This window comes from Micromonospora wenchangensis (assembly GCF_002210435.1).
Classification (GTDB): domain Bacteria; phylum Actinomycetota; class Actinomycetes; order Mycobacteriales; family Micromonosporaceae; genus Micromonospora; species Micromonospora wenchangensis.
This window is the reverse complement of sequence record NZ_MZMV01000061.1, coordinates 1-24,310: the sequence shown is the minus strand read 5'-3', so window position 1 is coordinate 24,310 and position 24,310 is coordinate 1. Positions and strand designations below refer to the sequence as shown.

General features: G+C 73.0%; 23 protein-coding genes. 13 read left to right on the top strand and 10 right to left on the bottom strand.

Annotated elements, in window-relative coordinates; translation table 11 throughout:
- The first annotated feature begins 116 nt into the window (after window positions 1-116).
- On the top strand, window positions 117-1,310 hold the full coding sequence (locus B5D80_RS26565) for a cytochrome P450 (protein WP_088646685.1): 1,194 nt from the start codon (window positions 117-119) through the stop codon (window positions 1,308-1,310).
- A 12-nt stretch (window positions 1,311-1,322) separates the two neighbouring features.
- Here B5D80_RS26565 and B5D80_RS26560 read toward each other — a convergent pair whose 3' ends face one another.
- A complete protein-coding gene (locus tag B5D80_RS26560) occupies window positions 1,323-2,084 on the bottom strand; it encodes an AfsR/SARP family transcriptional regulator (RefSeq protein ID WP_245854994.1) in 762 nt (253 codons plus the stop codon).
- A gap of 518 nt (window positions 2,085-2,602) precedes the next feature.
- Here B5D80_RS26560 and B5D80_RS26555 point away from each other — a divergent pair.
- The 3 genes from B5D80_RS26555 to B5D80_RS33490 all read left to right on the top strand — a co-directional run bounded on the left by B5D80_RS26555 (window position 2,603) and on the right by B5D80_RS33490 (window position 4,917).
- Window positions 2,603-2,830, top strand: a complete 228-nt coding sequence (locus B5D80_RS26555; RefSeq protein ID WP_088646683.1) for a DUF5988 family protein — start codon at window positions 2,603-2,605, stop codon at window positions 2,828-2,830.
- 154 nt (window positions 2,831-2,984) lie between these two features.
- Complete coding sequence (locus B5D80_RS26550; RefSeq protein ID WP_088646682.1) at window positions 2,985-4,616, top strand: LLM class flavin-dependent oxidoreductase; 1,632 nt, start codon at window positions 2,985-2,987, stop codon at window positions 4,614-4,616.
- Between the two features lie 163 nt (window positions 4,617-4,779).
- On the top strand, window positions 4,780-4,917 hold the full coding sequence (locus B5D80_RS33490; protein ID WP_158224244.1) for a hypothetical protein: 138 nt from the start codon (window positions 4,780-4,782) through the stop codon (window positions 4,915-4,917).
- 55 nt (window positions 4,918-4,972) lie between these two features.
- On the opposite strand, the gene B5D80_RS26545 is transcribed toward B5D80_RS33490, so the two are convergent.
- On the bottom strand, window positions 4,973-5,995 hold the full coding sequence (locus B5D80_RS26545) for a glycoside hydrolase family 43 protein (RefSeq protein ID WP_088646681.1): 1,023 nt from the start codon (window positions 5,993-5,995) through the stop codon (window positions 4,973-4,975).
- Window positions 5,996-6,150: 155 nt separating this feature from the next.
- On the opposite strand from B5D80_RS26545, the gene B5D80_RS26540 reads away from it, so the two are divergent.
- Together B5D80_RS26540 and B5D80_RS26535 are read left to right on the top strand one after the other, a co-directional pair.
- Window positions 6,151-7,026, top strand: a complete 876-nt coding sequence (locus B5D80_RS26540) for an endonuclease/exonuclease/phosphatase family protein (RefSeq protein ID WP_088646680.1) — start codon at window positions 6,151-6,153, stop codon at window positions 7,024-7,026.
- A gap of 121 nt (window positions 7,027-7,147) precedes the next feature.
- Window positions 7,148-8,674 carry an NAD(P)-binding domain-containing protein gene (locus tag B5D80_RS26535; protein WP_088646679.1) on the top strand — a complete coding sequence of 509 codons (1,527 nt, stop codon included), beginning with the start codon at window positions 7,148-7,150 and terminating at the stop codon, window positions 8,672-8,674.
- A 52-nt stretch (window positions 8,675-8,726) separates the two neighbouring features.
- On the opposite strand, the gene B5D80_RS26530 is transcribed toward B5D80_RS26535, so the two are convergent.
- Window positions 8,727-9,980, bottom strand: a complete 1,254-nt coding sequence (locus B5D80_RS26530) for an RNA polymerase sigma factor (protein ID WP_088646678.1) — start codon at window positions 9,978-9,980, stop codon at window positions 8,727-8,729.
- 10 nt (window positions 9,981-9,990) lie between these two features.
- On the bottom strand, window positions 9,991-10,392 hold the full coding sequence (locus tag B5D80_RS26525; protein WP_088646677.1) for a YciI family protein: 402 nt from the start codon (window positions 10,390-10,392) through the stop codon (window positions 9,991-9,993).
- 127 nt (window positions 10,393-10,519) lie between these two features.
- Between B5D80_RS26525 and B5D80_RS26520 the strand changes: the two genes are divergently transcribed.
- From B5D80_RS26520 to B5D80_RS26510, 3 genes are all read left to right on the top strand, one after another.
- Entirely contained in the window at window positions 10,520-10,723 is a 204-nt protein-coding gene (locus B5D80_RS26520; protein WP_144081769.1) for a hypothetical protein, read from the top strand.
- Window positions 10,724-10,839: 116 nt separating this feature from the next.
- Window positions 10,840-11,607 (top strand): neutral zinc metallopeptidase, encoded by a 768-nt coding sequence (locus B5D80_RS26515; protein ID WP_088646675.1) that lies wholly within the window; start codon window positions 10,840-10,842, stop codon window positions 11,605-11,607.
- A 119-nt stretch (window positions 11,608-11,726) separates the two neighbouring features.
- Entirely contained in the window at window positions 11,727-12,374 is a 648-nt protein-coding gene (locus B5D80_RS26510) for an HAD family hydrolase (RefSeq protein ID WP_088646674.1), read from the top strand.
- A gap of 76 nt (window positions 12,375-12,450) precedes the next feature.
- On the opposite strand, the gene B5D80_RS26505 is transcribed toward B5D80_RS26510, so the two are convergent.
- The 5 genes from B5D80_RS26505 to B5D80_RS26485 form a co-directional block, all read right to left on the bottom strand.
- Entirely contained in the window at window positions 12,451-15,003 is a 2,553-nt protein-coding gene (locus B5D80_RS26505) for an ABC transporter permease (RefSeq protein WP_088646673.1), read from the bottom strand.
- Window positions 15,003-15,770, bottom strand: coding sequence for an ABC transporter ATP-binding protein (locus tag B5D80_RS26500; RefSeq protein ID WP_088646672.1), 768 nt, complete (start codon window positions 15,768-15,770; stop codon window positions 15,003-15,005). Before B5D80_RS26500 ends, B5D80_RS26505 begins: the two co-directional genes overlap by 1 nt.
- Before the next feature lie 353 nt (window positions 15,771-16,123).
- On the bottom strand, window positions 16,124-16,855 hold the full coding sequence (locus B5D80_RS26495) for a response regulator (protein WP_364312804.1): 732 nt from the start codon (window positions 16,853-16,855) through the stop codon (window positions 16,124-16,126).
- A 20-nt stretch (window positions 16,856-16,875) separates the two neighbouring features.
- Complete coding sequence (locus tag B5D80_RS26490) at window positions 16,876-18,069, bottom strand: sensor histidine kinase (RefSeq protein ID WP_088646671.1); 1,194 nt, start codon at window positions 18,067-18,069, stop codon at window positions 16,876-16,878.
- A 104-nt stretch (window positions 18,070-18,173) separates the two neighbouring features.
- Window positions 18,174-19,085 (bottom strand): RecB family exonuclease, encoded by a 912-nt coding sequence (locus B5D80_RS26485; RefSeq protein ID WP_088646670.1) that lies wholly within the window; start codon window positions 19,083-19,085, stop codon window positions 18,174-18,176.
- 140 nt (window positions 19,086-19,225) lie between these two features.
- Here B5D80_RS26485 and B5D80_RS26480 point away from each other — a divergent pair, with 140 nt between their 5' ends.
- The 3 genes from B5D80_RS26480 (at window position 19,226) to B5D80_RS26470 (ending at window position 21,990) form a co-directional block, all read left to right on the top strand.
- Window positions 19,226-20,317, top strand: coding sequence for a site-2 protease family protein (locus tag B5D80_RS26480; protein ID WP_425437264.1), 1,092 nt, complete (start codon window positions 19,226-19,228; stop codon window positions 20,315-20,317).
- A 74-nt stretch (window positions 20,318-20,391) separates the two neighbouring features.
- Window positions 20,392-21,336: a tRNA (adenine-N1)-methyltransferase gene (locus tag B5D80_RS26475; protein ID WP_088646691.1), complete on the top strand. Its 945-nt coding sequence runs from the start codon at window positions 20,392-20,394 to the stop codon at window positions 21,334-21,336.
- Between the two features lie 81 nt (window positions 21,337-21,417).
- Window positions 21,418-21,990: a hypothetical protein gene (locus B5D80_RS26470; RefSeq protein ID WP_088646669.1), complete on the top strand. Its 573-nt coding sequence runs from the start codon at window positions 21,418-21,420 to the stop codon at window positions 21,988-21,990.
- A gap of 51 nt (window positions 21,991-22,041) precedes the next feature.
- Here B5D80_RS26470 and B5D80_RS26465 read toward each other — a convergent pair whose 3' ends face one another.
- Window positions 22,042-22,338: a ferredoxin gene (locus B5D80_RS26465; RefSeq protein ID WP_088646668.1), complete on the bottom strand. Its 297-nt coding sequence runs from the start codon at window positions 22,336-22,338 to the stop codon at window positions 22,042-22,044.
- 177 nt (window positions 22,339-22,515) lie between these two features.
- Between B5D80_RS26465 and arc the strand changes: the two genes are divergently transcribed.
- The gene (gene arc / locus B5D80_RS26460; RefSeq protein ID WP_088646667.1) at window positions 22,516-24,297 is read left to right on the top strand and encodes a proteasome ATPase; all 1,782 of its coding nucleotides are present in this window, start codon (window positions 22,516-22,518) and stop codon (window positions 24,295-24,297) included.
- Window positions 24,298-24,310: the final 13 nt, after the last annotated feature.

The window sequence follows — 24,310 nt, the reverse complement described above, 5'->3', positions numbered from 1 at the left end:
CGGCCACGGTGTCCGGCGTTCCGGCCACGGTGTCCGGTGCGTCGGCCACGGGGCTTCAGAGTCGCTTTGGCGTCCGGGTCTAGCGTCCCGGGGCACCCGCCAGCCGAGGAGGCCCCATGACCACCGAGGTCGACCTGCCCGCGTTCCCGATGACTCGTACCTGCCCGTACCACCCGCCGCAGGGGTACGCCGGGCTGCGGGAGCAGGGTGCCTTCGCCAAAGTCCGGCTGTTGGGCGACCGGGAGGCGTGGGTGGTGACCGACCACGCCGTCGCGCGAGCGCTGCTGGTCGACCCGCGGCTGTCCTCGGACCGGCTGCGGCCCGACTTTCCGGTGCTGGTGCCGAGGATGTCGGCGGCCAAGCTCGTTCCGCTGGTCGGCATGGACCCGCCGGTGCACACCCAACGTCGGCGGATGCTGATCCCGGCGTTCACGGTCCGCCGCACCGAGGCGTTGCGGCCGGACATCGAGCGGGTGGTGACCGACCGGCTCGACGCGGTCGTCCGGGAGGGCCCGCCCGCCGACCTGGTGCCCGGCTTCGCGCTACCGGTCCCGTCCACGGTGATCTGCCGGCTGCTCGGCGTTCCCTACGCCGATCACGAGTTCTTCGAGACGCAGACGCAGCGGATGGTGCTCGGCTCCAGCTCCGCCGGTGAGGCCGCGGCGGCGTCGGTCGCCCTCACCGACTACGTGGACGCCCTGATCGGCGAGAAGCAGGCCGATCCGGGGGAGGGGCTGCTCGACGAGCTGATCGCCAGCCATCTCGCCACCGGGGAGATCACCCGGCGGGAACTGGCCGAGACGATCATGTTCCTGCTCGTCGCGGGCCACGAGACCACGGCGAACATGATCACGATGAGCGTGATCGCCCTGCTGGACAACCCCGCGCAGCTCGCCCGCCTGCGGGCGGACTGGCGTCTGTTGCCCGGGGCGGTCGACGAACTGCTGCGTTTCCTGTCGGTCGCCGACGAGATCCAGCGGGTGGTGGCGGAACCGATCGAGATCGCCGGCCGGACGCTCCAGCCGGGCGATGCCGTCTACCTGCCCGCGTCGGCGGCCAACCGTGACCCGGCGGTCTTCCCCGACCCGGATGCCCTGGACGTCACCCGCCGCGCCCGGCAGCACCTGGGCTTCGGCTACGGCATCCACCAGTGCCTGGGCCAGAACCTTGCCCGGGTCGAGGTGGAGGTGTCGCTGCGGGGGCTGTTCACGCGGCTGCCGACGCTGGCGCTCGCCGAACCGCTGTCCGGGTTGCCGGTGAAGCCCGGCGGCTCCGTGCAGGGCGTGTACCGCCTCCCGGTGACCTGGTGAGGCCCCGGCGGCTCAGCTGGCCAGCGGGAGGACCCGTTCGGTGAGGATGTCGGACTGGAGCCGGCGCATCGACTCGCGCGGTTCCAGTCCGAGTTCCTCCCGGAGCACCTGCCGCGCCCGGTGGAAGGCCGCCAGCGCCTCGCCGCGGCGGCCGGCCCGGTAGAGCGAGAGCATCAACTGCTCGCGGAAGGGTTCGTGCAGCGGGTACTCCTCGGTCCACTGGGTCAGCTCGCCGATCAGCTCCCGGTGCCGGCCCACGGTCAGGCTGGTGCGGGCGAAGCCCTCCAGGCACTCCAGCCGTACCTCGTCGGCCCACCGGCCGAACCGGTTCACCACGCTGCCGTTGCGGATGCCGCTGAGCACCGGCCCCCGGAACAGCGCCGCGGCCCGGCCGAAGGCGGCCAACGCCGCAGCCGGGTTGCGGCCGGTCAGGGAGCGGCCCCGGGCGTACTCGACCTGGAGTTCGGTCACGTCGATCCGGGCTTCGGCCACCTCCAGCAGGTAGCCCTGCCCGTGGGTGTGCAGCACGCCGGTGCCGGGCGCGGTGCCGGTGAACCGCTTGCGGATGTGCGACACGTACACATGCAGGGCCGCGCGCACCCGGCGGGGTGGGTTCTCGCCCCAGAGTTCGGTGATCAGATCTTCCGCGGGCACGGGTTGGTTGGCCCGGATCAGCAGGGTGGCCAACAGGGTCTCGATCTTTGGCGCCGTGATCGTCTGCGGGGTCTCTCCGACGACCTGTAGCGGGCCGAGCAGCAAATAGCGCACGGGCATCCTTCCGGTGAAGAGGAGACGTCGGGGCAGCCCATCGGGCAGTGGAAATTCTCGACGTCCGCCACGCGACGGCACATCAGCGAAACCGCGTACCGGCCGGCGCCGGGGTACGTAGCCGCCGCCCCGGCCCGTCGTACCGGCCGGTGCCGCTCGTGGTAGCGGGGCGCGGACGCCGACTCCACGGGCACCGGCAACGGTCGTCAAACCTACCGGTCAAGTAGGCTTTTCGATGATCGGCTCGGCTGGCGGGTCGACCGTCCCTACGGCTTCCGGGGCGTCACCTGCCGGTGTGGCAGTGGATCACCCCTCGTCGATGTGATGCAGGTCACCTGTTTCGCATGGTGGGCGCCGGCCGTGCGGACCGTCGTTCCACCCCCGGCGATCCGGCCGCTCGCCCCGTCCACCAGGCGCGCTTAGCGCCGCTTTAGCCGACCGCCCCAGGGTGGAGTTCCGCCCGTGGTCCTGAACGCAGCGTCGCCGACCGGCCCGGCTTCCGACCGTGAGGAGCGAGAGCGAAGATGTCTGCCACCGCGCATCCCGCAGTCACCGTCATCCTCAGTGGCGGCCCCACCGGACACCTGCCCGAGGCCCAACGGGTCCGCGAGGTCGGTGCCGACGCCACCGTCCTGAAGGTCGCCGAGGGCCGGCACTACGACCACTACCACGCGGTCGACGAGCGGTGCGAGGTGGATGGCACGGCCGTGCGGGTCTTCCGCTGGCGGTACCGCACCTATGTGGCCGAGTGACCTGCTGTCGCGCCACTTGCTCGGTACCGCCCCGCCGGCCGGCGTTACGGTGACACGGTCGCCCCGGCCCACCCGCGTGGCCCGCGTCCCGACCGGGGACGCGTGACCGGGCGACGCCGCAAACGCGACGAGGGGACCAGGTGACGGCAGCGTCATGACCGACCACGGACACGAGTTGCTGTTCGGCGGCTTCCTCACCCCCGACGCCGGGCACCCGGAGCAGGTCGTCGCCCGCGCCCGGCTCTGCGAGCAGGCCGGCCTCGACCTCGTCACCTTCCAGGACCACCCCTACCAGCCGGGCTTCCTCGACACCTGGACGCTGATGTCCTACCTCGCGGCGGCGACCAGCCGGATCAGGCTGGCCGGCAACGTGCTCAACCTGCCGCTGCGGCAGCCGGTGGTGCTGGCCCGCAGCGTCGCCAGCCTCGACCTGCTCAGCGGTGGCCGGGTCGAACTCGGCCTCGGCACGGGCGCGTTCTGGGACGCCATCGAGGCCAACGGGGGGCGACGGCTCACCCCCGGGCAGTCGGTGGACGCCCTCGACGAGGCGATCCGGATCATCCGGGAGGTGTGGGCCGCCGACCGGCGCGGCGGGGTACGGGTCGACGGCGAGCACTACCGGGTGGTCGGCGCGAAGCGCGGCCCCGCCCCGGCGCACCCGGTGGGAATCTGGGTCGGGGCGTACAAGCCGAGGCTGCTGCGGCTGGTGGGCCGGACGGCGGACGGCTGGCTGCCGTCGCTGGCGTACCTGCCGAACGGGCCGGCGGACCTGGCCGGGCTCAACGCGCTCGTCGACGAGGGCGCGGCGGCGGCCGGGCGGGACCCCGCCGAGGTGCGGCGGCTGCTGAACGTCTCCGGCCGGTTCACCGGCACCGGCGTGGGCTTCCTCGACGGGCCGCCCCGGCAGTGGGTGCGGGAGCTGACCGACCTGGTGCTGGAGCACGGCACCTCCGGGTTCGTCCTCGGCACCGACGACCCTGCGAGCATCCAGCTCTTCGCCCAGGAGGTCGCCCCCGGCGTCCGCGAACTGGTCGCCGCCGAGCGGGCCGGCTCGACCACCCCCGCAGCCCCGCTGCCGCCGGAGCCGACCGGGCCGGCGGGCGACCCGACGGAGCCGACCGGTACGGCGGGACCGGCGTCGGGGCGGCGGGAGACCGTCCGGGCCGGGGGTGTCGCGGGACTCGCGGTCACCCCCACCCCCGCACCCGAGGTACGGCACAGCGACCACCGGCTCTGGGACGAGTCGACCCGGCCGGTCGCCCCGCCCGCCCCGGCCGGGCACGTCTACTCCCCGCAGGCCCAGGCCGTCGGCGGGCACCTGGTCGACGTGCACGACCACCTGCGTCGGGAACTGGGCGAGATCCGCGACCTGCTCGACCAGGTCCGCCGGGGGGTGGTGTCCGCCGGGGACGCCCGGGGCGTGTTGAACCGGATGACCCTGCGGCAGAACAACTGGACGCTGGGGGCGTACTGCGCCGCCTACTGCACGCTGGTCACCCAGCACCACGGGTTGGAGGACGACGCGATCTTCCCGCACCTGCGGCGGGCCGATCCGGGGCTGGTCCCGGTGATCGACCGGTTGGAGCAGGAACACGTCGTCATCCACGAGGTCGTCGAGGGCGTCGACCGGGCCCTGGTCGCGCTGATCGGGGACCCGGCGCGGCTCACCGGGCTCCAGCAGGCGGTGGACGTGCTCACCGACACCCTGCTGTCCCACCTGTCCTACGAGGAACGCAACATCGTCGAACCCCTGGCCCGGTACGGGTTCTACCCCGGCCAGCTCTGACCGGCCGGAGTCGCCCCGGCACCGCGACGGGCAGTGGTCGGCGGGTGACGCCGTTCGGGTCGCCGTGCCATAATTCCGGTGGCGCCCGCGGTTGTCACCGCCGGGGCCGGGGGGCCGCCTCCGCAGCACGCGGACGGCGGGGGACCGACCCCCGGAGGCCACAGTGGAACCCACCTCTCTCGTCGACCTCGTCGACCTGCTCGACGGCCTGTTGCAGCTGGGTGCCGCCGCGCTCAGTCTCGCCGCCGCCGTCGTGGTCGCCCGATCCACCCGCCGGTCGGGCCGTCGACGCGACGACTGACGGCCACGGCGGCCCGCCCGGCGGATCGGTGGTCGTCGCCGGGCGGCCGGCCGGGTCAGAGGAACGCGCCGACCCGGGGTGTCGCGCCGTCCCACCGGAAGACCGCCGCGTACAGCGCCCGGCGGGCGTCGGCGGGCAGTGAGCCGTCGGCCCGTTGCCGGCACGGGGTGGTGCCGGCGCAGACCCATCCGTGCAGGAACAGCCGCTGCTCGTCGTCGACCAGGGCGGGGACGAGATCCGCGCCCCCCGGGCCGCAGATCCCGGTGCCGGACGTGGTGAGCAACGAATGCTCGGTCCTGCCGTGGAAGTCCCACCGGTCGGTGGAGGTCAGGTAGACGGTGGCGTAGCTGCAGTTGTCGTAGCCGTACCGGGAGGCGAACAGCACGAACGTGGAGCCCCGCTGCCGCAGCACCGGGTTCTCGATGATGCCGTCGTTGCGGACCAGCTCACCACTGGCGTTGCCGACCCAGCGGGTGCCGGTGTCGTCGAGCCGCAGCATCCGGATCGACGACGGCGTCTGCTGCGTCTTGTAGAGCACGAACCGCTTGCCGTCGGCGTCCTCGAACGGGGACGGGTCGATCACCCCGGCGGCGGCCACCGGCCGTCCCGCCACCACGTCGTCCGCCCCGTGCGCGCCACCCGGGCAGACCAGCGGGGCGGTGCCGACCGGTGCGTACGGCCCACCGACCGCGTCGGAGGTGGCGGCTCCGATGCACCGCTGCCCGTTCTTGCCCCTGGCGGGCGCCGAGTAGTAGAGCACCCACCCGGTGACGGTACGGACCGCGTCAGGTGCCCACACCGCGCCGTTCTCGGCCCAGTCCGGCACCGACCCGAGGGTCGTGCCGAGGACGCTCCACGGTCCGGACGCGGTGTCACCCCGGTAGGCCGGGGCGCGGGTGCCGGTGGCGAACACGACGAAGCTGTCGTTGTGCCGCACCACGCCGGGGTCGGCGATCCCGCCCGAGGGGGCGTACACCGGTTGCGGGGTGGCGGCTGCGGCGGGCGCGGCGGCGGTGCCGGCGACGACCGTCACCACGACGGCGATCAGCGCCGCTCGCCAGGTCCTTCGTGGGTGCATGGGTTCTCCCCGGCAGGATGGGCGATTCACTGCGGACAATGCGTCTCCGTTGTCCGGAGATTGAAACTAAGCTACCGTGCCGGAGTTGGCAAAGTAACCTTCCTTCACGGCCGGATCGTGTCGCGCCGGCCGTCGGCGTTCCGGAGAGGACAGCCATGGCAGGCGGAAAACGGTGGTCGGCGCGCGGGGCGGGTGCCCTCGTCGGCGCGGCGGTGCTGCTGGTGAGCCTGGTGCCGGCCACTCCCGCCGCCGCCGCGAACTCCACCTTCAAGGCGGCGACCCTGAACATCCTCAACGAGCTGAACCAGGCCGACTTCGTCCACGACCTGGAACTGATCACCGCGAAGGCGGACCTGGTCGGGCTCAACGAGGTGGGCAACCGCAAGGCGTACCTGAAGGACTGGGCGGCGGACAACGGCTGGTGGCTGTACGCGCCCGAACCGACGCAGGCGGCCAACGAGGCGCTGCTGGCCCGCAAGAGCATGTTCGACGTGCTCGACAAGGGGTCGAACTTCGTGTGCGACACCAACGGTCCGGGCGAGGTGCCGCCGGCCCGCTACAACAACTGGGTCCGCTACCGGCACAAGGCGACCGGGCGCAGCGTCTACCACCTCAACGCGCACGCCAATGCCAGCATCGAGAACAACGGCCGACCCGAGGACCTGCCCCGGACCGCCTGCGCCGAGCAGCAGTTCCAGGCCCTGAAGGACCTGGCGGCCGCGAAGAAGGACTCCGGCCAGGTCATCGTCAGCGGCGACCTGAACGTCGACTTCAGCGCCGACCGGGCGTACGGGTACCAGAAGTTCCCCTGGCAGGTGTTCGAGGCCAACGAGCTTCCGAACCTGCGGTCCTGCTACAACCTGTACGGCGAGAAGGGGAACGGGACGCACGGCAACCGGCACATCGACTACGTCTACTTCTGGAAGCGCCTGGAGGAGTACCGCGAGATGTGGATGACCGACTACAGCATCGTCGGCGGCACCAACTCCGACCACAACGGCGTGGTGGCGGCGTTCACCATCTCGTCGTAGCCCCCGCCCCCGCGCCGCCTCCCCGGCGGGCCCCACCGGTGTGCCGGCCGTCGACCATTGACACCCATCGTGATCCACTTCATCGTCGGAGGAACCGCCTCCGCGTCGAAGGGCTCCCCTGATGGTCGACACCGCGCACACGTACGTCATCGTCGGAGCGGGGCCCGCCGGCCTGCAGCTGAGCTACCAGCTCCAGCAGCAGGGCGCCGACTACCTGACGTTCGAACGTGGCGCCGAACCGGGGGGCTTCTTCCGGCGGTTCCCGCGCCACCGCCGCCTGAACTCACTCAACACCGTGCACACCGACAGCGGCGATCCCGAGACCCGACTGCGGTGCGACGGGAACTCGCTGCTCAACGACGACCCGGAGCTGCTGTTCCCGAAGTTCAGCCAGGAGTACCTGCCGGCCGCCGACGACCTGGTGCGGTACCTCGCCGAGTTCCAGCGGATCCACCAGCTCCGGGTCCGCTACGGCACCACCGTCGAGCAGGTCTCCCGGGAGGACGACGGGTTCACCGTCCGCACCGACCGGGGGGTCGTGCGGGCGCGTTGCCTGGTCGTGGCGACCGGCTGGGGCCGGCCGTTCGTGCCGGACATCAAGGGCATCGAGCACGCCACCGGCTACGAGGAGATGGACGTCGACCCCGACCGGTACGCCGGCAGGCGGGTCCTGATCATCGGCAAGGGCAACTCGGCGTTCGAGACCGCCTCGTCGATCCTGGGCAGGGCGTCGACGGTGCACCTGGCCAGCCGCCGGCCCGTGCGGCTGGCCTGGACCACCGGACGCCCCGGCGACGTCCGGGGCCGGCACGGCGCGATCCTCGACAGCGACCGGTTCACGACGCAGCACGCGCTGCTCGACTGCACCATCGACGAGATCCGGCCGGTCGACGGCGGGTTCCGCGTCTCGATCACCGACACCCACGCCCCAGGGGAGACCACCGACCTCGACTACCACGAGGTGCTGCGCTGCACCGGCTTCCGGATGGACACCTCCCTGTTCGACGCCTCCTGCGCCCCGGACCTGGTGCGGGACGGGCGGATGCCGGGCCTGCGTCCCGACTGGCAGTCGAGCAACGTCGACGACCTGTACTTCGCCGGCACCGTCGCCCAGCCGCGGGACGGGCGGCCCGCCGCGTCGCCGTTCATCGACGGGTTCCGGTACAACCTGCGTACCTTCACCCGGCTGCTGCGGGAGCGTTACGACGACGTGCCGCTGCCCGCCGCCACCGCGCCGGGCGAGCCGGCCTCGCTGACCACGGTGATGCTGGACCGGGTCAACGGGAGTTCGGCGCTGTGGACCCAGTCCGGGTACCTCTGCGACGTCTTCGTCCGCGACGACGCCACCGGTGACTTCCGGCACCACGAGGACCTGCCGGAGGACTACGCCGTGTCGCGGTTCGCCGACTCCTCCCACTGCTACACCCTGGCCCTGCGCCGGGGCGGCGACGGGGCCGACGGCGAGCGGCACCCGACCCCGGACCGGGCCCGGCACGTCGTCCACCCGGTGATCCGGCGGTACCGCCACGGCGAACTGGTGGCCGAGCAGCACCTGCCGGGAGACCTGCTGGCCGAGTGGCGGCGGCCGGACCGGCATGTGGAGCCACTGGTCCGCTTCCTCGGCAGGGACCTCACCGACGGATCATGATCCCGGTTAGCGGGCCCGGCCCGTGCGCCGTGGCGGTGTCGCCCGGTGACGGTCACCCGTCGCCGGGCCCACCGTCCCCGGCGTCGGCCAGCCGGGCCAGCCGGCCGTACAGGTAACGCTGGCGGGGCAGGCCGGTCGAGCGGCGGGCCGCGTCGGCGTACGCCGTCCGGGCCTCGGCGAGGTCGCCGGAACGCTCCAGCAGGTGCGCGCGGGCCGCGTGCCGCCGGGGGTCGTCACCGACGCGGGGGTCGTCGGCCAGCGCGTCGAGCAGGCGCAGCCCGGCGGCGGGACCCCGGGCCATCGCCACCGCCACCGCGTGGTTGAGCGCCACCACCGGGTTGTCCGACATCCCCAGCAGCACCCCGTAGAGGGCCTCGATCTGCGCCCAGTCGGTCGCCTCGGCGCTCGCCGCCTCGTCGTGCACCGCCGCGATCGCCGCCTGGATCTGGTAGGGCCCGACGTCGCCGCGTGGCAGCACCGCGCTGACCAGGGCCACCCCCTCGGCGATCTGGTCGGCCCGCCAGCGGCTGCGGTCCTGCTCCGCCATCGGCACCAGCTCACCGTCCGGGCCCACCCGGGCCGGGCCCCGGGCATCGGTGAGCAGCATCAACGCCAGCAGCCCGGTCACCTCCGGGTCGGCCGGGAGCAGCCGGTGCAGCAGCCGGGTCAGCCGGATCGCCTCGGTGGACAGGTCCACCCGGCGCAGGCGTGGGCCGGTGGTACTGGCGTACCCCTCGTTGAAGATCAGGTAGAGCACCTGCCGGACGGCGTCGAGCCGGGCCGCGCGCTCGTCGGCGTCGGGCAGCGCGAACGGCAGCCCGCTGTCCCGGATGCGCTGCTTGGCGCGGGTGATCCGGCGGGTCATGGTCGCCTCGGGCACCAGGAACGCCCGCGCCACCTCGGCCGTGCCCAACCCGCCGACGGCGCGCAGGGTCAACGCCACCTGGGCGGCCGGCGGCAGCGCCGGATGGCAGCACAGGAACAGCAGCACCAGGCTGTCGTCGCCCGGCTCCCGGTGGTCGGCCGCCGGGGCGACCCACCGTCGCCCCCGGCCGGCGTCGTCCTCCCGCCGTCGCCGGGCCTGCTCGGCGCGGAGCAGGTCGGTCAGCCGCCGGGCCGCCACCGTGACCAGCCAGCCCCGGGGCTGCTCGGGCAGCCCGTCGACCGGCCAGCGGGTCGCGGCGGCCAGCAGCGCCTCCTGGACGGCGTCCTCGGCGGTGTCGAAGTGGCCGTACCGACGGACGACCGCGCCGAGGACCTGCGGCGCGAGCACGCGCAACAGGTCCTCGACGGTGGACGGTCCCATGGCGACCGGGTCAGCCGTCCAGGTCGTCGATGCCGTCGGCGACCGGCCGTACGTCGACGTACCCGCCCTCGGCGTCCGGGTCGACGAACCGGGCCGCGATCTCGGTGGCCCGGTCGAAGCTGACACAGTCGACGACGGTGAATCCGGCCAGCACCTCCTGCGTCTCCGGGTACGGCCCGTCGGTGACCACCGGCGTGCCCTGTCGCAGCCGTACCCGCCGGGCGTGCACCGGTGCGGTCAGCCCCTGCCCGTCGACCAGCTCGCCGGATTCGGCCAGTTCCCGGTGCACCGCCGCCATGTGCTCGTGCATCGCGGCGACCTGCTCCGGCGTCATCGGCGGTTGCGCCCCGGGACGGCCGGCCATGGCGTCGTAGTCGCGCTGCGACCCGTACAACATGATCATGTATTTCATGGCTCTCCTCTCGGCCGCGGGGTGCGGCCGGACATCCGGGACGTCGGAGCCGCCGGGCCGATCCGGACACCCGCTGCGAGGCTAACCGCCGACCGGGCGGGTGGCGACGGTCACCTACCGTGGCCCCGTGACGACGATGTGGCTCGTGCTCGGCGTGGCGGCCCTGGTGATGATCGGCACGGTCGGCTGGGTCGCCTGGCGCGACCGGGCCCGTGCCGTCGGGGCGGAGAACGGGGCCGCCGGGCAGGAGGCCCAGTCCAGACAGCATCGGTACGAGGTGGAGCGGCACACCAGCCAGGGTGGGACGATCTACGGTGGCCAGCCCTGGTGACCACCCGGGCCGGACCCGTCCGGGTCACCCATGGTCAACGGGACGCCGGCCGGGCATGATCGTTCCACGGTCGGGGTACCACCGATCGCAGGACCGGCACGCCTGGGAGGCACACGGTGACGGCAGGCTCGCGACGCCGCTCGCACGGACCACTGCTGGCCGCGCTGACGGCGCTGGTGGTGGCGGTCGGCTGCGCGGCCGGCGGGGTGGGGGAGAGCGGCCCGCAGGAACCCCGGGAACCGGCCCCCCGGCAGTCGACGCGCCCGGCGGCCCCGGCCTCGCCGCAGGCGGAGACCACCCGGGCCGACGGCACCACCAGCGTGGCCGAGTTCAAGAGCGACATCGCCGACGCCGTCACCATCGCCGAACGCTACTGGGCCGCCCAGTTCCGGGCCTCCGGCCAACAGTTCCGCCCGATCAGCCGGATCGTGCCCTACCAGCGCGAGGGCGAGGTCTCCTGCGCCGGGCAGGCACTGCCGCGCAACAACGCCGTCTACTGCTCCCGGGGCGACTTCATCGCCTACGACGTCAACTGGTCGGTGTCGGCGTTCCGGCAGGTCGGTGACGCGTTCGTGTTCTACCTGCTGGGCCACGAGTACGCCCACGGCATCCAGGTCCGCCTCGGACTGCGCGCCGACTTCACCATCCAGCAGGAGTTGCAGGCCGACTGCATGGCCGGGGCGTACCTCGGCGACTCCGTCCGCGACGGCACCCTGAAGCTCGACGCCGGTGACCTCGACGAGTTCCGTGAGGGGCTGCTCGCCGTCGGCGACGACCCCGACCAGCCGTGGTTCGCCGAGGGCTCGCACGGCACCGCCGAACAGCGCACCGACTGGTTCTTCCGCGGCTACGAGCGGTCCCTGGACGCCTGCAACCTGCGCTGAGGAGCACGTCACGTCCGGCCGGTACGGCGGCGCGCGGGCCGGGCCGGGCTGGCAGGATCGCCCGGAGACCACCCGCGAGCGCCAGGAGGATTCCGCTGAGCAGCCCACACCCCGCCGCCGTGCTCTTCGACATGGACGGCACCCTGGTCGACAGCGAGAAGCTGTGGGACGTCGCCCTGCACGAGCTGGCCGCCGAGTACGGGGGCACGCTCACCGGCCCGGCCCGGCGGGCGATGATCGGCACGGCGATGGCCGCGTCGATGCGCATCCTCCACGACGACCTCGGCCAACCCGAGCGGGACCCGCAGGCCAGCGCCGAGTGGATCAACGCGCGGATCCTGGAGCTGTTCCGCACCGGGCTGCGCTGGCGGCCGGGCGCGTTGACGCTGCTGCGGGCGGTCCGCGCCGCCGGCATCCCCACCGCGCTGGTCACCTCCAGCGGCCGGCCACTGGTCGAGGTGGCCCTGGACACCCTCGGCCGGGACAGCTTCGACGCCGTGGTCTGCGGCGACGAGGTCGACTCGGCCAAGCCGCACCCCGAGCCGTACCTGACCGCCGCCCGGCTGCTCGGCGTGCCGATCGGCCGCTGCGTGGCGATCGAGGACTCACCGACCGGGGTGGCCAGCGCGCTCGCCGCCGGTGCGGCGGTGCTGGCCGTGCCGGCGGAGGTGCCGGTGCCGCCGACCGACGGCGTACACCAGGTGGAGAGCCTGACCTCGGCGGACCTGGAGCTGCTGGCGGCGCTGCTCGGCGAGCCACCCGGTTGAGCCGCCCGGCGGACCGGCGCGGCCACGACGAGGGGGGTCCCGCCGGCCGGCGGAACCCCCCTCGCGGCGGACCCGATCAGTCGTGCGCGATCGCGCCCAGCACGTTGATCCGGGCCGCCCGCACCGCCGGCAGCACCGCCGCCACCACGCCGATGACGGCCGCCAGCAGCAGGAACAGCCCCATCTGACCCCACGGCAGGATCAGGTCGGTGATGCCGTCGTCCTTGAGCGCCCGGACCACCGCGGCACCGAGACCGACGCCCACCACGATCCCGAGCAGCGCCCCGAAGACCGAGATCACCACCGCCTCCACGGTGATCATCCGCATGGTCTGCGCCCGGCGCAGCCCGATCGCCCGCAACAGGCCCAGCTCGCGGGTCCGCTCCAGCACCGACAGGGCCAGGGTGTTCACGATGCCGAGCACCGCGATCACGATCGCCAGCGCCAACAGGATCTGGATCATCGTGAGCAGGCTGTCCAGCGAGCCGGTCTGCTGCTCGATGAACGCGTCCCGGTCGGCCACCGACACCTCCGGGCTGTCGGCCAGCAGCGCCTCCACCTGCGGCTGCACGTCGGCCACCCGGGTGCCCGGTGCCAGCTGGATGAACCCCTGGTTGGGCTTCGGGATGGCGAAGTCCTTCACCGCCTGCGGCGGCAACTGCACCGGGCTGGTCAGCTCGGAACTCTCGTAGATGCCGCTGACCGTGTAGGTGCGCGGCTCGCCCCGGGAGGCCTGCACGGTCACCGTCGACCCGACCGAGATGTTGCGGGACCTGGCGGAGTCGGAGCTGAACAGCATCTGGTCCGGGCCGAGCCGGCTGATGTCACCGGCGGTCGTCTTGGCCCCGAAGATCCGCTGCAACGCGGTCACGTCGCTGGACGCGGCCAGCCAGGTGACCTTCCCGTCGACCATGCCCATGTCGCCGTACTCGCCGTCGGCCATCTGCACACCGGGCAGCGCCGCCACCTTCGTGAGCACCGCCGGGTCGAAGCTCGCCGGCCGCGGGCCGGTCGACGCCCCCGAGATCACCAGCTCGGCCTTGATGGTGTCCTGGGCCAGCGCGCCGATGCTGCCCTTCGCCGAGTCCAGGATCACCGTCACCCCGGTCACCAGGGCGATGCCGACCATCAGCGCCGCCGCCGTGATCGCCGTCCGGCGCGGGTTGCGGCCGGAGTTCAGCCGCCCCAGCTTGCCCGGCACCGACCAGGCGAAGACCGCCCCCAGCAGCGACACCACCGGGCGGCTGATCAGCGGGGTCAGCAACGCCACCCCGATGAAGGCGAACAGCACCCCGCCCAGGATGACCGGCAACGCGTTGTCCCCGGCGTTGCCGCTGAGCCCGAGGAACAACAGCACCGCGCCGATCCCGGTGATCACCCCACCGGTCACGGTGACCCGGGTCAACGGCCGGTCCGGGTTGGCCACGTCCTGCATCGCCGCGATCGGCGGGATGCGCGCGGCCCGCAGCGCCGGCAGCAGCGCCGCCACCACCGTGATCAGCAGGCCGACCGCGAACGAGCCGATCACCGCCGACGCCGGGACGCCGATCCCGGCCAGCGTCAACCCGCCGGCCAGGTTGCCGAAGACGTACGCCAGCAGCGCGCCGATGCCGATGCCGGCGCCCAGCCCCAGCACCGAGGCGATCAGGCCGATCGCCACCGCCTCCAGCACCACCGAACCGATGATCTGCCGGCCGCTGGCCCCGATCGCCCGCATCAGGGCCAGCTCCCGGGTCCGCTGCGCCACGATGATCGAGAAGGTGTTGAGGATGAGGAACGTGCCCACCAGCAGCGCGACGGCGGCGAAGCCGAGCAGGATCTTGTTGAAGAAGGACAGCCCCTCCTTCAGGCTCGCCGAGGCGTCCGCCGACAACTGCGCGCCGGTCTTGACCTCGAAGCCGTCGCCGAGCGTCCGGGCCACGTCGTCACGCAACGTGGCGTCGCCGACCCCGGGGGCGGCCCGGACCGTGACGTTGGTGAAGACGTCCCGCTCGCCCAGCAGCAGCCGCTGCGCCACCGGCGTGGTGAAGGCGATCTCGTTGACCCCGCCGATCGAGTCCCGGTCACCGCTGTAGCCGAAGATCCCGACCAGGGTGAAGGTCTGCTTCGGCGTCAGCGGCGTCAGCACCCCGACCCGGTCGCCGACCTTCACCTTGCCCGCCTGCGCCAGCGCCGCGTTGACGACGATCTCGTCGTCCGCCCGGGGCTCCCGCCCCTCCCGCAGCTTCACCAGGTCGCTCTCGCCCCGCCAGTTCGCCCCGAGCTGCGGCGGACCGAACGAGGTGACCACCTTGCCGTTGCCGCCGATCAGCTGGGCCCCGTCGGTGTTGACCACCCCGGTGGCCTCGGCCACCCCGGCGACCTCACGGACCCGCTGCACCGTGGCCGCCGGCACCGTCGCCGCCACCTGCTCACCCTGCATCTCGCCGAGCGCCACCTTGGGCTTGCCGGCGACGTTGACGTCGATGCCCTCGTACGCGTCGGCGAAGACCGCGTCGAACGAGCGGCCCAGCGTGTCGGTGAGCACGAACGCCCCCGAGACGAACATGACGCCCAGCACCACGGCCAGGCCGGACAGCAGCAGGCGCACCTTGCGCGCCAGCAGACTCTTGAGGGTGGCCCGCAACATCAGCCGGCCACCTCGACCGGGGTGTCCAGCTTCTTCATCGTGTCCAGCACCGTGTCGGCGGTCGGCTCGATCAGCTCCGAGACGATCTGCCCGTCGGCCAGGAAGACCACCCGGTCGGCGTACGCGGCGGCGGTCGGGTCGTGGGTGACCATCACGATGGTCTGCCCGTGCTCGCGCACCGAGTTGCGCAGGAAGTTGAGCACCTCCGCGCCGGAACGGGAGTCCAGGTTCCCGGTCGGCTCGTCGGCGAAGATCACCTCTGGCCGGGCGACCAGCGCCCGCGCGCAGGCGACCCGCTGCTGCTGGCCACCGGAGAGCTGCGACGGCCGGTGCCCCAGCCGGTCCCGCAGGCCGACGGTGTCGATCACCGTGTCGTACCAGGCCGGGTCGGGCTTGCGGCCGGCGATCGACATCGGCAGCAGGATGTTCTCCTGGGCGGTGAGCGTGGGCAGCAGGTTGAACTGCTGGAAGATGAAGCCCACCTTGTCCCGGCGCAGCTTCGTCAGCCCCGAGTCGCCCAGCCCGGTCACCGTGGTGTCGCCGATCTGCACCGTGCCCCTGCTGACCGAGTCCAACCCGGCCAGGCAGTGCATCAGCGTCGACTTGCCCGAGCCCGACGGGCCCATGATCGCGGTGAACCTGCCCCGCTCGAACTCGGCGCTGACCCCCCGCAGCGCGGCGACCTGCGCCTCGCCGGTGCCGTACACCTTCCACACGTCGTTCGCCCGGGCCGCGGCCTGCGCATGCCGGCCTACCGTCGCGGTCACGTCATCTACCTCTTCCGTCTGGCTGTGTGTGCCCCCACCGCCCCCGCTGGTCGGTGGGGTCGATCCCATCCTCGGTGCCGGTCGGCGCGGATCCGTCCGACCACGGACTGACCCGGCGCGGATTTCCCGCTGCGGGTCGGCCCGGAGAACGGCTCAGGGTTGTCCCTGAGCCGCCGACCGGTCGTGCCACCCCACCCTGCGGCGGGGCCCGGCATCGACGTCAGGATCTGACGCCACGACACGGTCAACCGCGCCGCGCCGCCTTTCGTCACGGTAGGTGAGCGCGGCAACGCTGCCGTCCCCCCACCGGCCTCACCCTGGGTACGCCCCGAGGGGCACCCGGTGCCGCCCGGCTACGCCTTGGGGCGGACCAGCCCCGACTCGTACGCCAGCACCACGGCCTGCACCCGGTCGCGCAGCCGCAGCTTGGTCAGCACGTGCCCGACGTGCGTCTTGATCGTCGTCTCGCTGACCGACAGCGCGGCGGCGATCTCCGCGTTGGACAACCCCCGGGCCACCTGGACGAGCACCTCCCGTTCCCGTTCGGTCAACGTGCCCAGCGCCTTCGGTGGGCTCGCCGCCGGGTCGGGCAGCACGGTGGCGAACCGGTCCAGCAGCCGCCTGAGGATGCGCGGCGCCACCACCGCCTCCCCGGCGGCCACCGTCCGGATGGCGGTGACCAGGTCGTCGGCCGGCACGTCCTTGGCCAGGAAGCCGCTCGCCCCGGCCCGCAACGCCCCCACCACGTACTCGTCGAGGTCGAAGGTGGTGAGGATGAGCACCCGCACCGGCAACCGGGCCTCGACGATCGCCCGGGTCGCGGCCACCCCGTCCATCCGGGGCATCCGGATGTCCATCAGCACCACGTCGGGCAGCAGCCGCCGGGACAGCTCCACCGCCTCCTGCCCGTCCCCGGCCTCGGCGACGATGTCCAGGTCGTCCTCGGTGCCCAGCACCATCCGGAACCCGGTGCGCAGCAACGGCTGGTCGTCGGCGAGCAGGATCCGCACCGGCCGCCCCGGCGGGTGCCCGGTGGCCCGTCCGTCCGGCGCGGACGACGGGGGGCTGCCGTACGTCTGGCCCATCTGCTGTCCCCGTTCCCCCGTCACGCCGGGACCGTCCCGGCCGGTTCCACCGGAATTCTCGCGTACACCCGGAAGCCGCCACCGGGCCGTGGCCCGATCCGCAGTGTTCCACCGTAGAGGGCCACCCGTTCGCGCATGCCGACCAATCCGTGCCCGATCCGGTCGGGTCCCGGCTCCGGCCCCCGCCCCGTGTCGGTGACCTCCACGGTCAGGCCACCCTCGTCGACGCCCAGCCGGACCGTCGCGGTGGCCGTCCCGGCGTGCTTGAGCGCGTTGGTCAACGCCTCCTGGGCGATCCGGTACACCGTCAGCGAGACGCCCTCGTCGACCGTCGGCACCGGGTCGGCGACCTCCAGGACGACCGGTAGCCCCGCCTCGCGTACCTGCTCCACCAGCGCGGTGATGCCGGCCAGGCCGGGCTGCGGGGTGAGGTCGGCGGCGGGCTCCGCGTCGGTGCGCAGCACGTCCAGCAGCCGGCGCATCTCCCGCAGGGTGACCCGGCTGGTGTCCTCGATGGTGGCGATGGCCTCGTCGGCGGCGGCCAGGTCCCGGTGCAGCACCCGCCGGGCCCCGGTGGCCAGCACCCCCATCACGCTGACGTGGTGGGCGACCACGTCGTGCAGCTCCCGGGCGATCCGTCGCCGTTCGTCGGCCACCGCCTGCTCGGCCAGCGCCCGCTGGTTGTCCTCGGCCGCCCGGGCCCGCTCCCGCAGCGCCCGCAGCGAGGTGCGCCGGGCCCGCACCGCCCGCCCCACCGCGTAGGCGAGCAGGGCGGTGAGCAGGTTGTTGAGCACCAGGTACGCCGGCCCGACGTCGAGCCCGGTGTCCAGCGGCGTGAACACGTTGAGGGCGGCCACCGGCACCCAGAGCAGCACCGTGGCGGCCACCGCCGGGAGCACCGTCCGGTGCACCGCCACCGTGTACGTCAGCACCAGGAACGTCAGGCTCTGCGTGGTCGGGGCGTGCCCGAGCACCGCCGGCACGGCCAGGGTCGCCAGCGCCGCCCCCACCGCCGGCCACGGGGCGGCCCGGCGCAGCGCCACCGGTGCCGCGCACAACGCGCTCCAGGCCAGCGCGGACGACAACTGCCGGGGCCAGAACTCGCGCGGGGTGAGCAGGACGAAGGCGACCTCGACCAGCACCAGCGCGGCGGCGAACAGGGCGTCACCGGCCAGCGGCCGGCGCACCCACCACCGCTCGGGTCCCTCGGTCATACCGCGACGCTAGCCGCCCGCCGGGGCGTCCGGTCGTCGCCGACGGTGAACCTCGTCTCCTCCTCACGGATGAGCCGATCTCCACCCGGTGCGGGCCGCGGACGCTACTCGTCGGCCCCCGGGGTGGCCGGCCGGGACCGGGCGTCGCGCAACGGGTCGGCCGCCCCGGCTCGCTCGGGAAACGGCGGCGGGGTGCCGCCGAAGGCCGGGCAGTGCGCCTGGTGGTTGCACCAGTCGCAGAGCCGGCTCGGCCGGGGCCGGAAATCCTGCCGCGCGGTGGCCTGCTCGATGGCCTGCCAGAGCGCCACCACCGTCCGCTCGAACCGCAGCAGCTCGTCGGCGTCGGGGGAGTAGTCGCAGACCTCGGCGTCCTTGAGGTAGAGCAGGCGCAACACCCGCGGCACCACACCCCGGGTGCGCCACAGCACCAGCGCGTAGAACTTCAACTGGAACAGCGCCCGCGCCTCGAACGCCTCCCGCGGCGCGCCGCCGGTCTTGTAGTCGACCACCCGCAGCGCCCCGTCGGGGGCCACGTCGAGCCGGTCGAGGTAACCCCGGATGAGCAGCTCGTCGTCGACCACCGCGGAGATCAGGCTCTCCCGCTCGGCGGGCTCCAGCCGGCGCGGGTCCTCCACCGCGAAGTAACCCTCCAGCAGCGCCGCCGCCGACCGGAGGAACTCGGCGGTGCCCGGCTCGTCGCCCGGGTCGAACAGGCCGGCCAGCTCGGGCTGCTCGGTGACCAGCCGGTCCCACTGCGGGCCGACCAGGTCACCGGCGGCCTGCGGGGTGCGCCCGCCCGCCGGCAGGTCGAACAACCGCTCCAGCACCGCGTGCACCAGGGTGCCCCGGGCCTGCTCGACGCTGGGCCGCTCGGGCAGCCGGTCGATGCTGCGGAACCGGTAGAGCAACGGGCAGGTCTTGAAGTCGGCCGCCCGCGACGGCGACAGCGAGGCCCGGACCGTGGCGGGCAGCGCCGCCGGAGGATGCTGCTGGTCGATCACCGGTTCCGCCGTCATGCCCCGAAGGTTAGGACACCGGTCTGACAGGGCCGTGCTCGCCGCACCGGGGCATGATCGGGTCGACGCGTAGCATCGGGGCGGTGGAGTCCCGTCCCCGCCCGCCGCGTCGGCCCCGCAGCGGCCTGACCGTCGGCCGGGTGTTCGGGGTGCCGCTGCACCTCAACGTGTCGATGCTGCTGCTCACCCTGCTGGTGACCGTCACCTACGCCGAGTTCGCCCAGGACCGGCTCGGCCTGTCCCCGCTCGGCGGCTACCTGATCGGCCTCGGCTTCGTGGTGTCGCTGCTCGGCTCGGTCCTGCTGCACGAGCTGGGGCACGCGCTGACCGCCCGCCGCCACGGCATCGGTGTGCGCGGGATCACCCTGGAACTGCTCGGCGGCTACACCGAGATGGACCGGGACGCCCCCACCCCCCGGGTGGAGCTGCTGGTCTCGCTGGCCGGCCCGGCCGTCTCGGCGCTGCTCGGCGGGCTCGCCGTGGCCGCCACCCTGGCCACCCCCGACCACACCCTGGCCCACCAGCTCGCCCTGCAACTGGCGTTGAGCAACGTCATCGTCGCCGTGTTCAACGTGCTGCCCGGCCTGCCCCTGGACGGCGGCCGGGCGCTGCGTGCCGTGCTGTGGCGGATCACCCGCGACCGGCACCGGGCCACCGAGGTCGCCGGCTGGGTCGGGCGGGCCGTCGCGGTGGGCACCGCCGGGCTGGTCGTGCTGCTCACCGTCGAACGGGTGCTGGTGCCGCTGGCGTTGCCGCTGATGCTGCTGGTCGCGGTCACCCTCTGGCGGGGCGCGGGCCAGTCGATCCGGTACGCCCGGATCAGCCGCCGGGTGCCGCTGCTCGACCTGGACCGGCTGGCCCGCCCGGTCGTCGCCGTCCCCACCGGCACGCCGCTTTCCGAGGCGCAGCGCCGGCACGCCGAGCAGGGGCCACCCGGGTCCGCCGTGCTGGTCGTGGACGGCGCGGGCCGGCCGGTCGCCCTGGTCGACCCGGCGGCGGCGGACGCCGTACCGGTGGGCCGGCGGCCCTGGTTGGGGGTGGACGCGGTGGCCCGGCCGCTGGCCGCGCTGCCGGCGGTGCCGCTCGGTCTGGACGGCGAACGGCTGATGGCGGCCGTGCAGGCCCACCCGGGCGCGCGGTACGTGGTGACGTCAGGCGAAGATGTGGTCGGCGTTCTGCACATCGCGGATCTCGCCCAGGTCCTCGAACCCACACGGAAGATGAACAGGTGACCGCAGCACATCCCCCCACCCTCCCGGCCCCCGACGGCACACCCACGTCCACCGCCGTCGCGGAACTCCCCCCGGTGCACCGGGGTCCGTTCCGTCCCGGCGACCGGGTGCAGTTGACCGATCCCAAGGGGAGGATGCACACCGTCACCCTGGAGCACGGCAAGGAGTTCCACACCCACCGGGGCATCCTGGCGCACGACGCGCTGATCGGGCAGCCCGACGGCAGCGTGGTCAGCACCGCCGGCGGCGGGACGGCGTTCCTGGCGCTGCGTCCGCTGCTGTCGGACTACGTGCTGTCCATGCCGCGCGGCGCCCAGGTGATCTATCCGAAGGACTCGGCGCAGATCGTCGCCATGGGCGACATCTTCCCCGGGGCCAAGGTGCTGGAGGCCGGCGCCGGCTCCGGGGCGCTGAGCTGTTCCCTGCTGCGCGCCGTCGGCACCGGCGGTGAGCTGCACTCCTACGAGGTGCGCGACGACTTCGCCCAGATCGCCAGGCGCAACGTGGAGGCGTTCTTCGGCGCGCCGCACCCGGCCTGGCGGTTGCACGTCGGCGACGTCGCCGACTGCCCGGAGACCGGTTTCGACCGGATCATCCTGGACATGCTCACCCCGTGGGAGACCCTCGACATGGTCGAGCGGGCACTGCTGCCCGGCGGCGTGTTCATCGGCTACGTGGCGACCACCCCGCAGCTGTCCGAGCTGGTCGAGGCGCTGCGCGAGCGGGGCGGCTGGACCGAGCCACGGGCCTGGGAGTCGCTGGTGCGCGACTGGCACGCCGAGGGGCTCGCGGTCCGGCCCGACCACCGGATGATCGCGCACACCGCGTTCCTGGTCTCCGCGCGTAAGCTCGCTCCGGGCGTCACCGCGCCGCCGCGCCGCCGCAAGCCCAGCAAGGGCGCGGAGGCGTACGCCGAACGCAAGCAGGCGCTGCGGGAGGCGGCGGCGGCCCGGGAGGCGGCGGCGCAGGCCGCCGCCGCCGCGTCGGCCGCCGGAGCCGACGGGCAGGACCGGCCGTGACGGCGGATCGGAGCAGCTGGGCGTGAACGGGCAGAACCCGACGGCCGGTGCGGGCCGACGGTGTGACCGCGGGGAGTGCGCATGAGCCGGCCGGGCTTCGGCGGCGGTGAGCTGCCGGCCGTGTTCCCCGACTGGTCGCCGTACCAGGACCTGGAGTCGGCGGCGCGGGCCTACCTGCGTGACCCGGACATCGCCCTGGAGGCGCTCGGCGGGGTGCTGCGGGGCGCCTCGGTGCTCGGCTTCACCCTGGAACGCTTCGTCAACGAGGTCAACGGGGTGTGGCAGGAGGTGGTCGTCTGCGACGGCAGCCGGCTGGTGCTCTGGCACGGCGAGGACGTGCCGCCGGGGGAGGGGCCGCCCGGGTCGATGACGTCGTCGCTGCGGGTGGTGCCGGTCTCCACGGTCACCGAGGTGGGTTGCCGGCGGCGGCTCACCCGGGCCGAGAACGGCGAGGTGCGGGTGGACAGCATCGACGTCTACCTGCTGCTCACCTCGCTGGACGAGGCCCCGCCCGGCGACGAGATGGTCGGCGCGCCCCGGCACGACGCGCTGCGCTTCGGCAAGACCCTCGACGACGGCGGGGCCGGCCAGATCGCCCGGCTGGAGGAGTTCGCCCGGCTGGTCGCCTCGGTGGTCGGCCGTCCGCTGCTGTAGCACCGCGACCGGGCCGTGGGCCACGCCGGGGCGACCCCGGCCCGGGGGCGGTCAGTCGTCCTCGGCCTCGGGGCCGGCGACCTCGACGCCGTCGCTGCCGCGCACCACGTGGATGCACTCACCCGGGCACTCCTTCGCGGAGTCGATCACTTCCAGCCGCAGGTGTTCCGGCACGTCGACCCGGCTGCCGGGGGCGAGCCGCAGCTCGCCGTCGACGCCCTTGACGTACGCCAGGCCGTCGACGTCGAACTCGAAGACCTCCGGCGCGTACTGCACGCAGAGCCCGTCACCCGTGCAGAGGTCCTGGTCCACCCAGACCTGCAACTGGTCGGTAGCGACGTCGGTCACCCGGCACCCCCCATGTTCTCCCGTCCCACTCCACGACGGTACCCGAACGGCCGTACCCGCCCCTCAGGCGTCCCGTGGCGATCAAGGTTCGGTGACGAGGGCGTTGCGTGGGACCGAATCGGCCTCATAGCGGCTAGTGTTAGGGCAGAACGTTCAAGCCCCCCGGGGAGGTGGGACGTGGCACGCAGTGACGACGCGGACTCGCGCGCCGCACGGTGGGAGAAGGAGGCCCACGATCTCTCCACGCAGGTCGCGTTCCTTCAGGAGGAACTCGCTCTGGTGCGGCGCAAGTTGACCGAAAGCCCCCGACACGTCCGGCAGCTCGAAGAGCGGCTGGCGGCCACCCAGGCACAGTTGGCGCGGCTCACCGAGAACAACGACCGGCTCGTGAGCACCCTCAAGGAGGCTCGCGCGCAGATCGTGACGCTCAAGGAGGAGATCGACCGGCTGGCACAGCCGCCGTCCGGTTACGGCGTCTTCCTCGCGCGACACGACGACGGCACGGTGGACATCTTCACCGGCGGACGCAAGCTCCGGGTAGCCGTCTCACCCTCGCTGGACGCCGAGGAGTTGCGGCGTGGCCAGGAGGTCCTGCTCAACGACGCGCTCAACATCGTCGACGCGTTCGGCTACGAGCGGGTCGGTGAGGTGGTGATGCTCAAGGAGATCCTCGCGGGTCCCGAGGGCGCTCCGGGTGACCGGGCGCTGGTGGTCTCGCACTCCGACGAGGAGCGCATCGTCCATCTGGCCGACACCCTGATCGGCACCGCGATCAGGGCCGGCGACTCGCTCATGATCGAGCCCCGCTCGGCGTACGCGTACGAGCGGATCCCGAAGAGCGAGGTCGAGGAGTTGGTGCTGGAGGAGGTGCCCGACGTCGACTACACCGACATCGGCGGCCTCCAGTCGCAGATCGAGCAGATCCGCGATGCGGTGGAGCTGCCCTTCCTGCACGCCGACCTGTTCCGGGAGCACCAGCTCCGGCCGCCGAAGGGCATCCTGCTCTACGGTCCGCCGGGCTGTGGCAAGACGCTCATCGCCAAGGCGGTGGCCAACTCGCTGGCCAAGAAGATCGCCGAGCGGCTGGGCAAGGACCGGCACACCAGCTTCTTCCTCAACATCAAGGGCCCGGAGCTGCTCAACAAGTACGTCGGCGAGACCGAGCGGCACATCCGGCTGATCTTCCAGCGGGCCCGGGAGAAGGCCGGGGAGGGCACCCCGGTCATCGTGTTCTTCGACGAGATGGACTCGATCTTCCGGACCCGTGGCTCCGGCGTCTCCTCCGACGTGGAGAACACCATCGTCCCGCAGCTGTTGAGCGAGATCGACGGCGTCGAGGGCCTGGAGAACGTGATCGTGATCGGTGCCTCCAACCGGGAGGACATGATCGACCCGGCCATCCTGCGCCCCGGCCGGCTCGACGTGAAGATCAAGATCGAGCGTCCGGACGCCGAGGCGGCCAAGGACATCTTCTCCAAGTACATCCTCGCCGGGCTACCGTTGCACGCCGACGACCTGGCCGAGCACGGCGGCGAGCCACAGGCCACCGTCGCGGCCATGATCGACGCGGTCGTCCTGCGGATGTACTCGGAGACCGAGGAGAACCGCTTCCTCGAGGTCACCTACGCCAACGGTGACAAGGAGGTCCTCTACTTCAAGGACTTCAACTCCGGCGCGATGATCCAGAACATCGTCGACCGGGGCAAGAAGATGGCGATCAAGGAGTTCCTCACCTCCGGACGCAAGGGGCTGCGGTTGCAGCACCTGCTCGACGCCTGCGTCGACGAGTTCCGGGAGAACGAGGACCTCCCCAACACCACCAACCCGGACGACTGGGCCCGGATCTCCGGCAAGAAGGGCGAGCGGATCGTCTACATCCGCACGCTCGTCTCCGGCGGCAAGGGCACCGAGGCCGGCCGTTCCATCGAAACCGCGAGCAACACCGGTCAGTACCTCTGACCGACCGGGCGGG

Excerpts from the sequence above, each read along its gene's own strand:
- B5D80_RS26565 (WP_088646685.1), top strand. The coding sequence starts at position 117 with ATGACCACCGAGGTCGACCTGCCCGCGTTCCCGATGACTCGTACCTGC.
- B5D80_RS26560 (WP_245854994.1), bottom strand. The coding sequence starts at position 2,084 with ATGCCCGTGCGCTATTTGCTGCTCGGCCCGCTACAGGTCGTCGGAGAG.
- B5D80_RS26555 (WP_088646683.1), top strand. The coding sequence starts at position 2,603 with ATGTCTGCCACCGCGCATCCCGCAGTCACCGTCATCCTCAGTGGCGGC.
- B5D80_RS26550 (WP_088646682.1), top strand. The coding sequence starts at position 2,985 with ATGACCGACCACGGACACGAGTTGCTGTTCGGCGGCTTCCTCACCCCC.
- B5D80_RS26545 (WP_088646681.1), bottom strand. The coding sequence starts at position 5,995 with ATGCACCCACGAAGGACCTGGCGAGCGGCGCTGATCGCCGTCGTGGTG.
- B5D80_RS26540 (WP_088646680.1), top strand. The coding sequence starts at position 6,151 with ATGGCAGGCGGAAAACGGTGGTCGGCGCGCGGGGCGGGTGCCCTCGTC.
- B5D80_RS26535 (WP_088646679.1), top strand. The coding sequence starts at position 7,148 with ATGGTCGACACCGCGCACACGTACGTCATCGTCGGAGCGGGGCCCGCC.
- B5D80_RS26530 (WP_088646678.1), bottom strand. The coding sequence starts at position 9,980 with ATGGGACCGTCCACCGTCGAGGACCTGTTGCGCGTGCTCGCGCCGCAG.
- B5D80_RS26525 (WP_088646677.1), bottom strand. The coding sequence starts at position 10,392 with ATGAAATACATGATCATGTTGTACGGGTCGCAGCGCGACTACGACGCC.
- B5D80_RS26505 (WP_088646673.1), bottom strand. The coding sequence starts at position 15,003 with ATGTTGCGGGCCACCCTCAAGAGTCTGCTGGCGCGCAAGGTGCGCCTG.
- B5D80_RS26495 (WP_364312804.1), bottom strand. The coding sequence starts at position 16,855 with ATGGGCCAGACGTACGGCAGCCCCCCGTCGTCCGCGCCGGACGGACGG.
- B5D80_RS26490 (WP_088646671.1), bottom strand. The coding sequence starts at position 18,069 with ATGACCGAGGGACCCGAGCGGTGGTGGGTGCGCCGGCCGCTGGCCGGT.
- B5D80_RS26485 (WP_088646670.1), bottom strand. The coding sequence starts at position 19,085 with ATGACGGCGGAACCGGTGATCGACCAGCAGCATCCTCCGGCGGCGCTG.
- B5D80_RS26470 (WP_088646669.1), top strand. The coding sequence starts at position 21,418 with ATGAGCCGGCCGGGCTTCGGCGGCGGTGAGCTGCCGGCCGTGTTCCCC.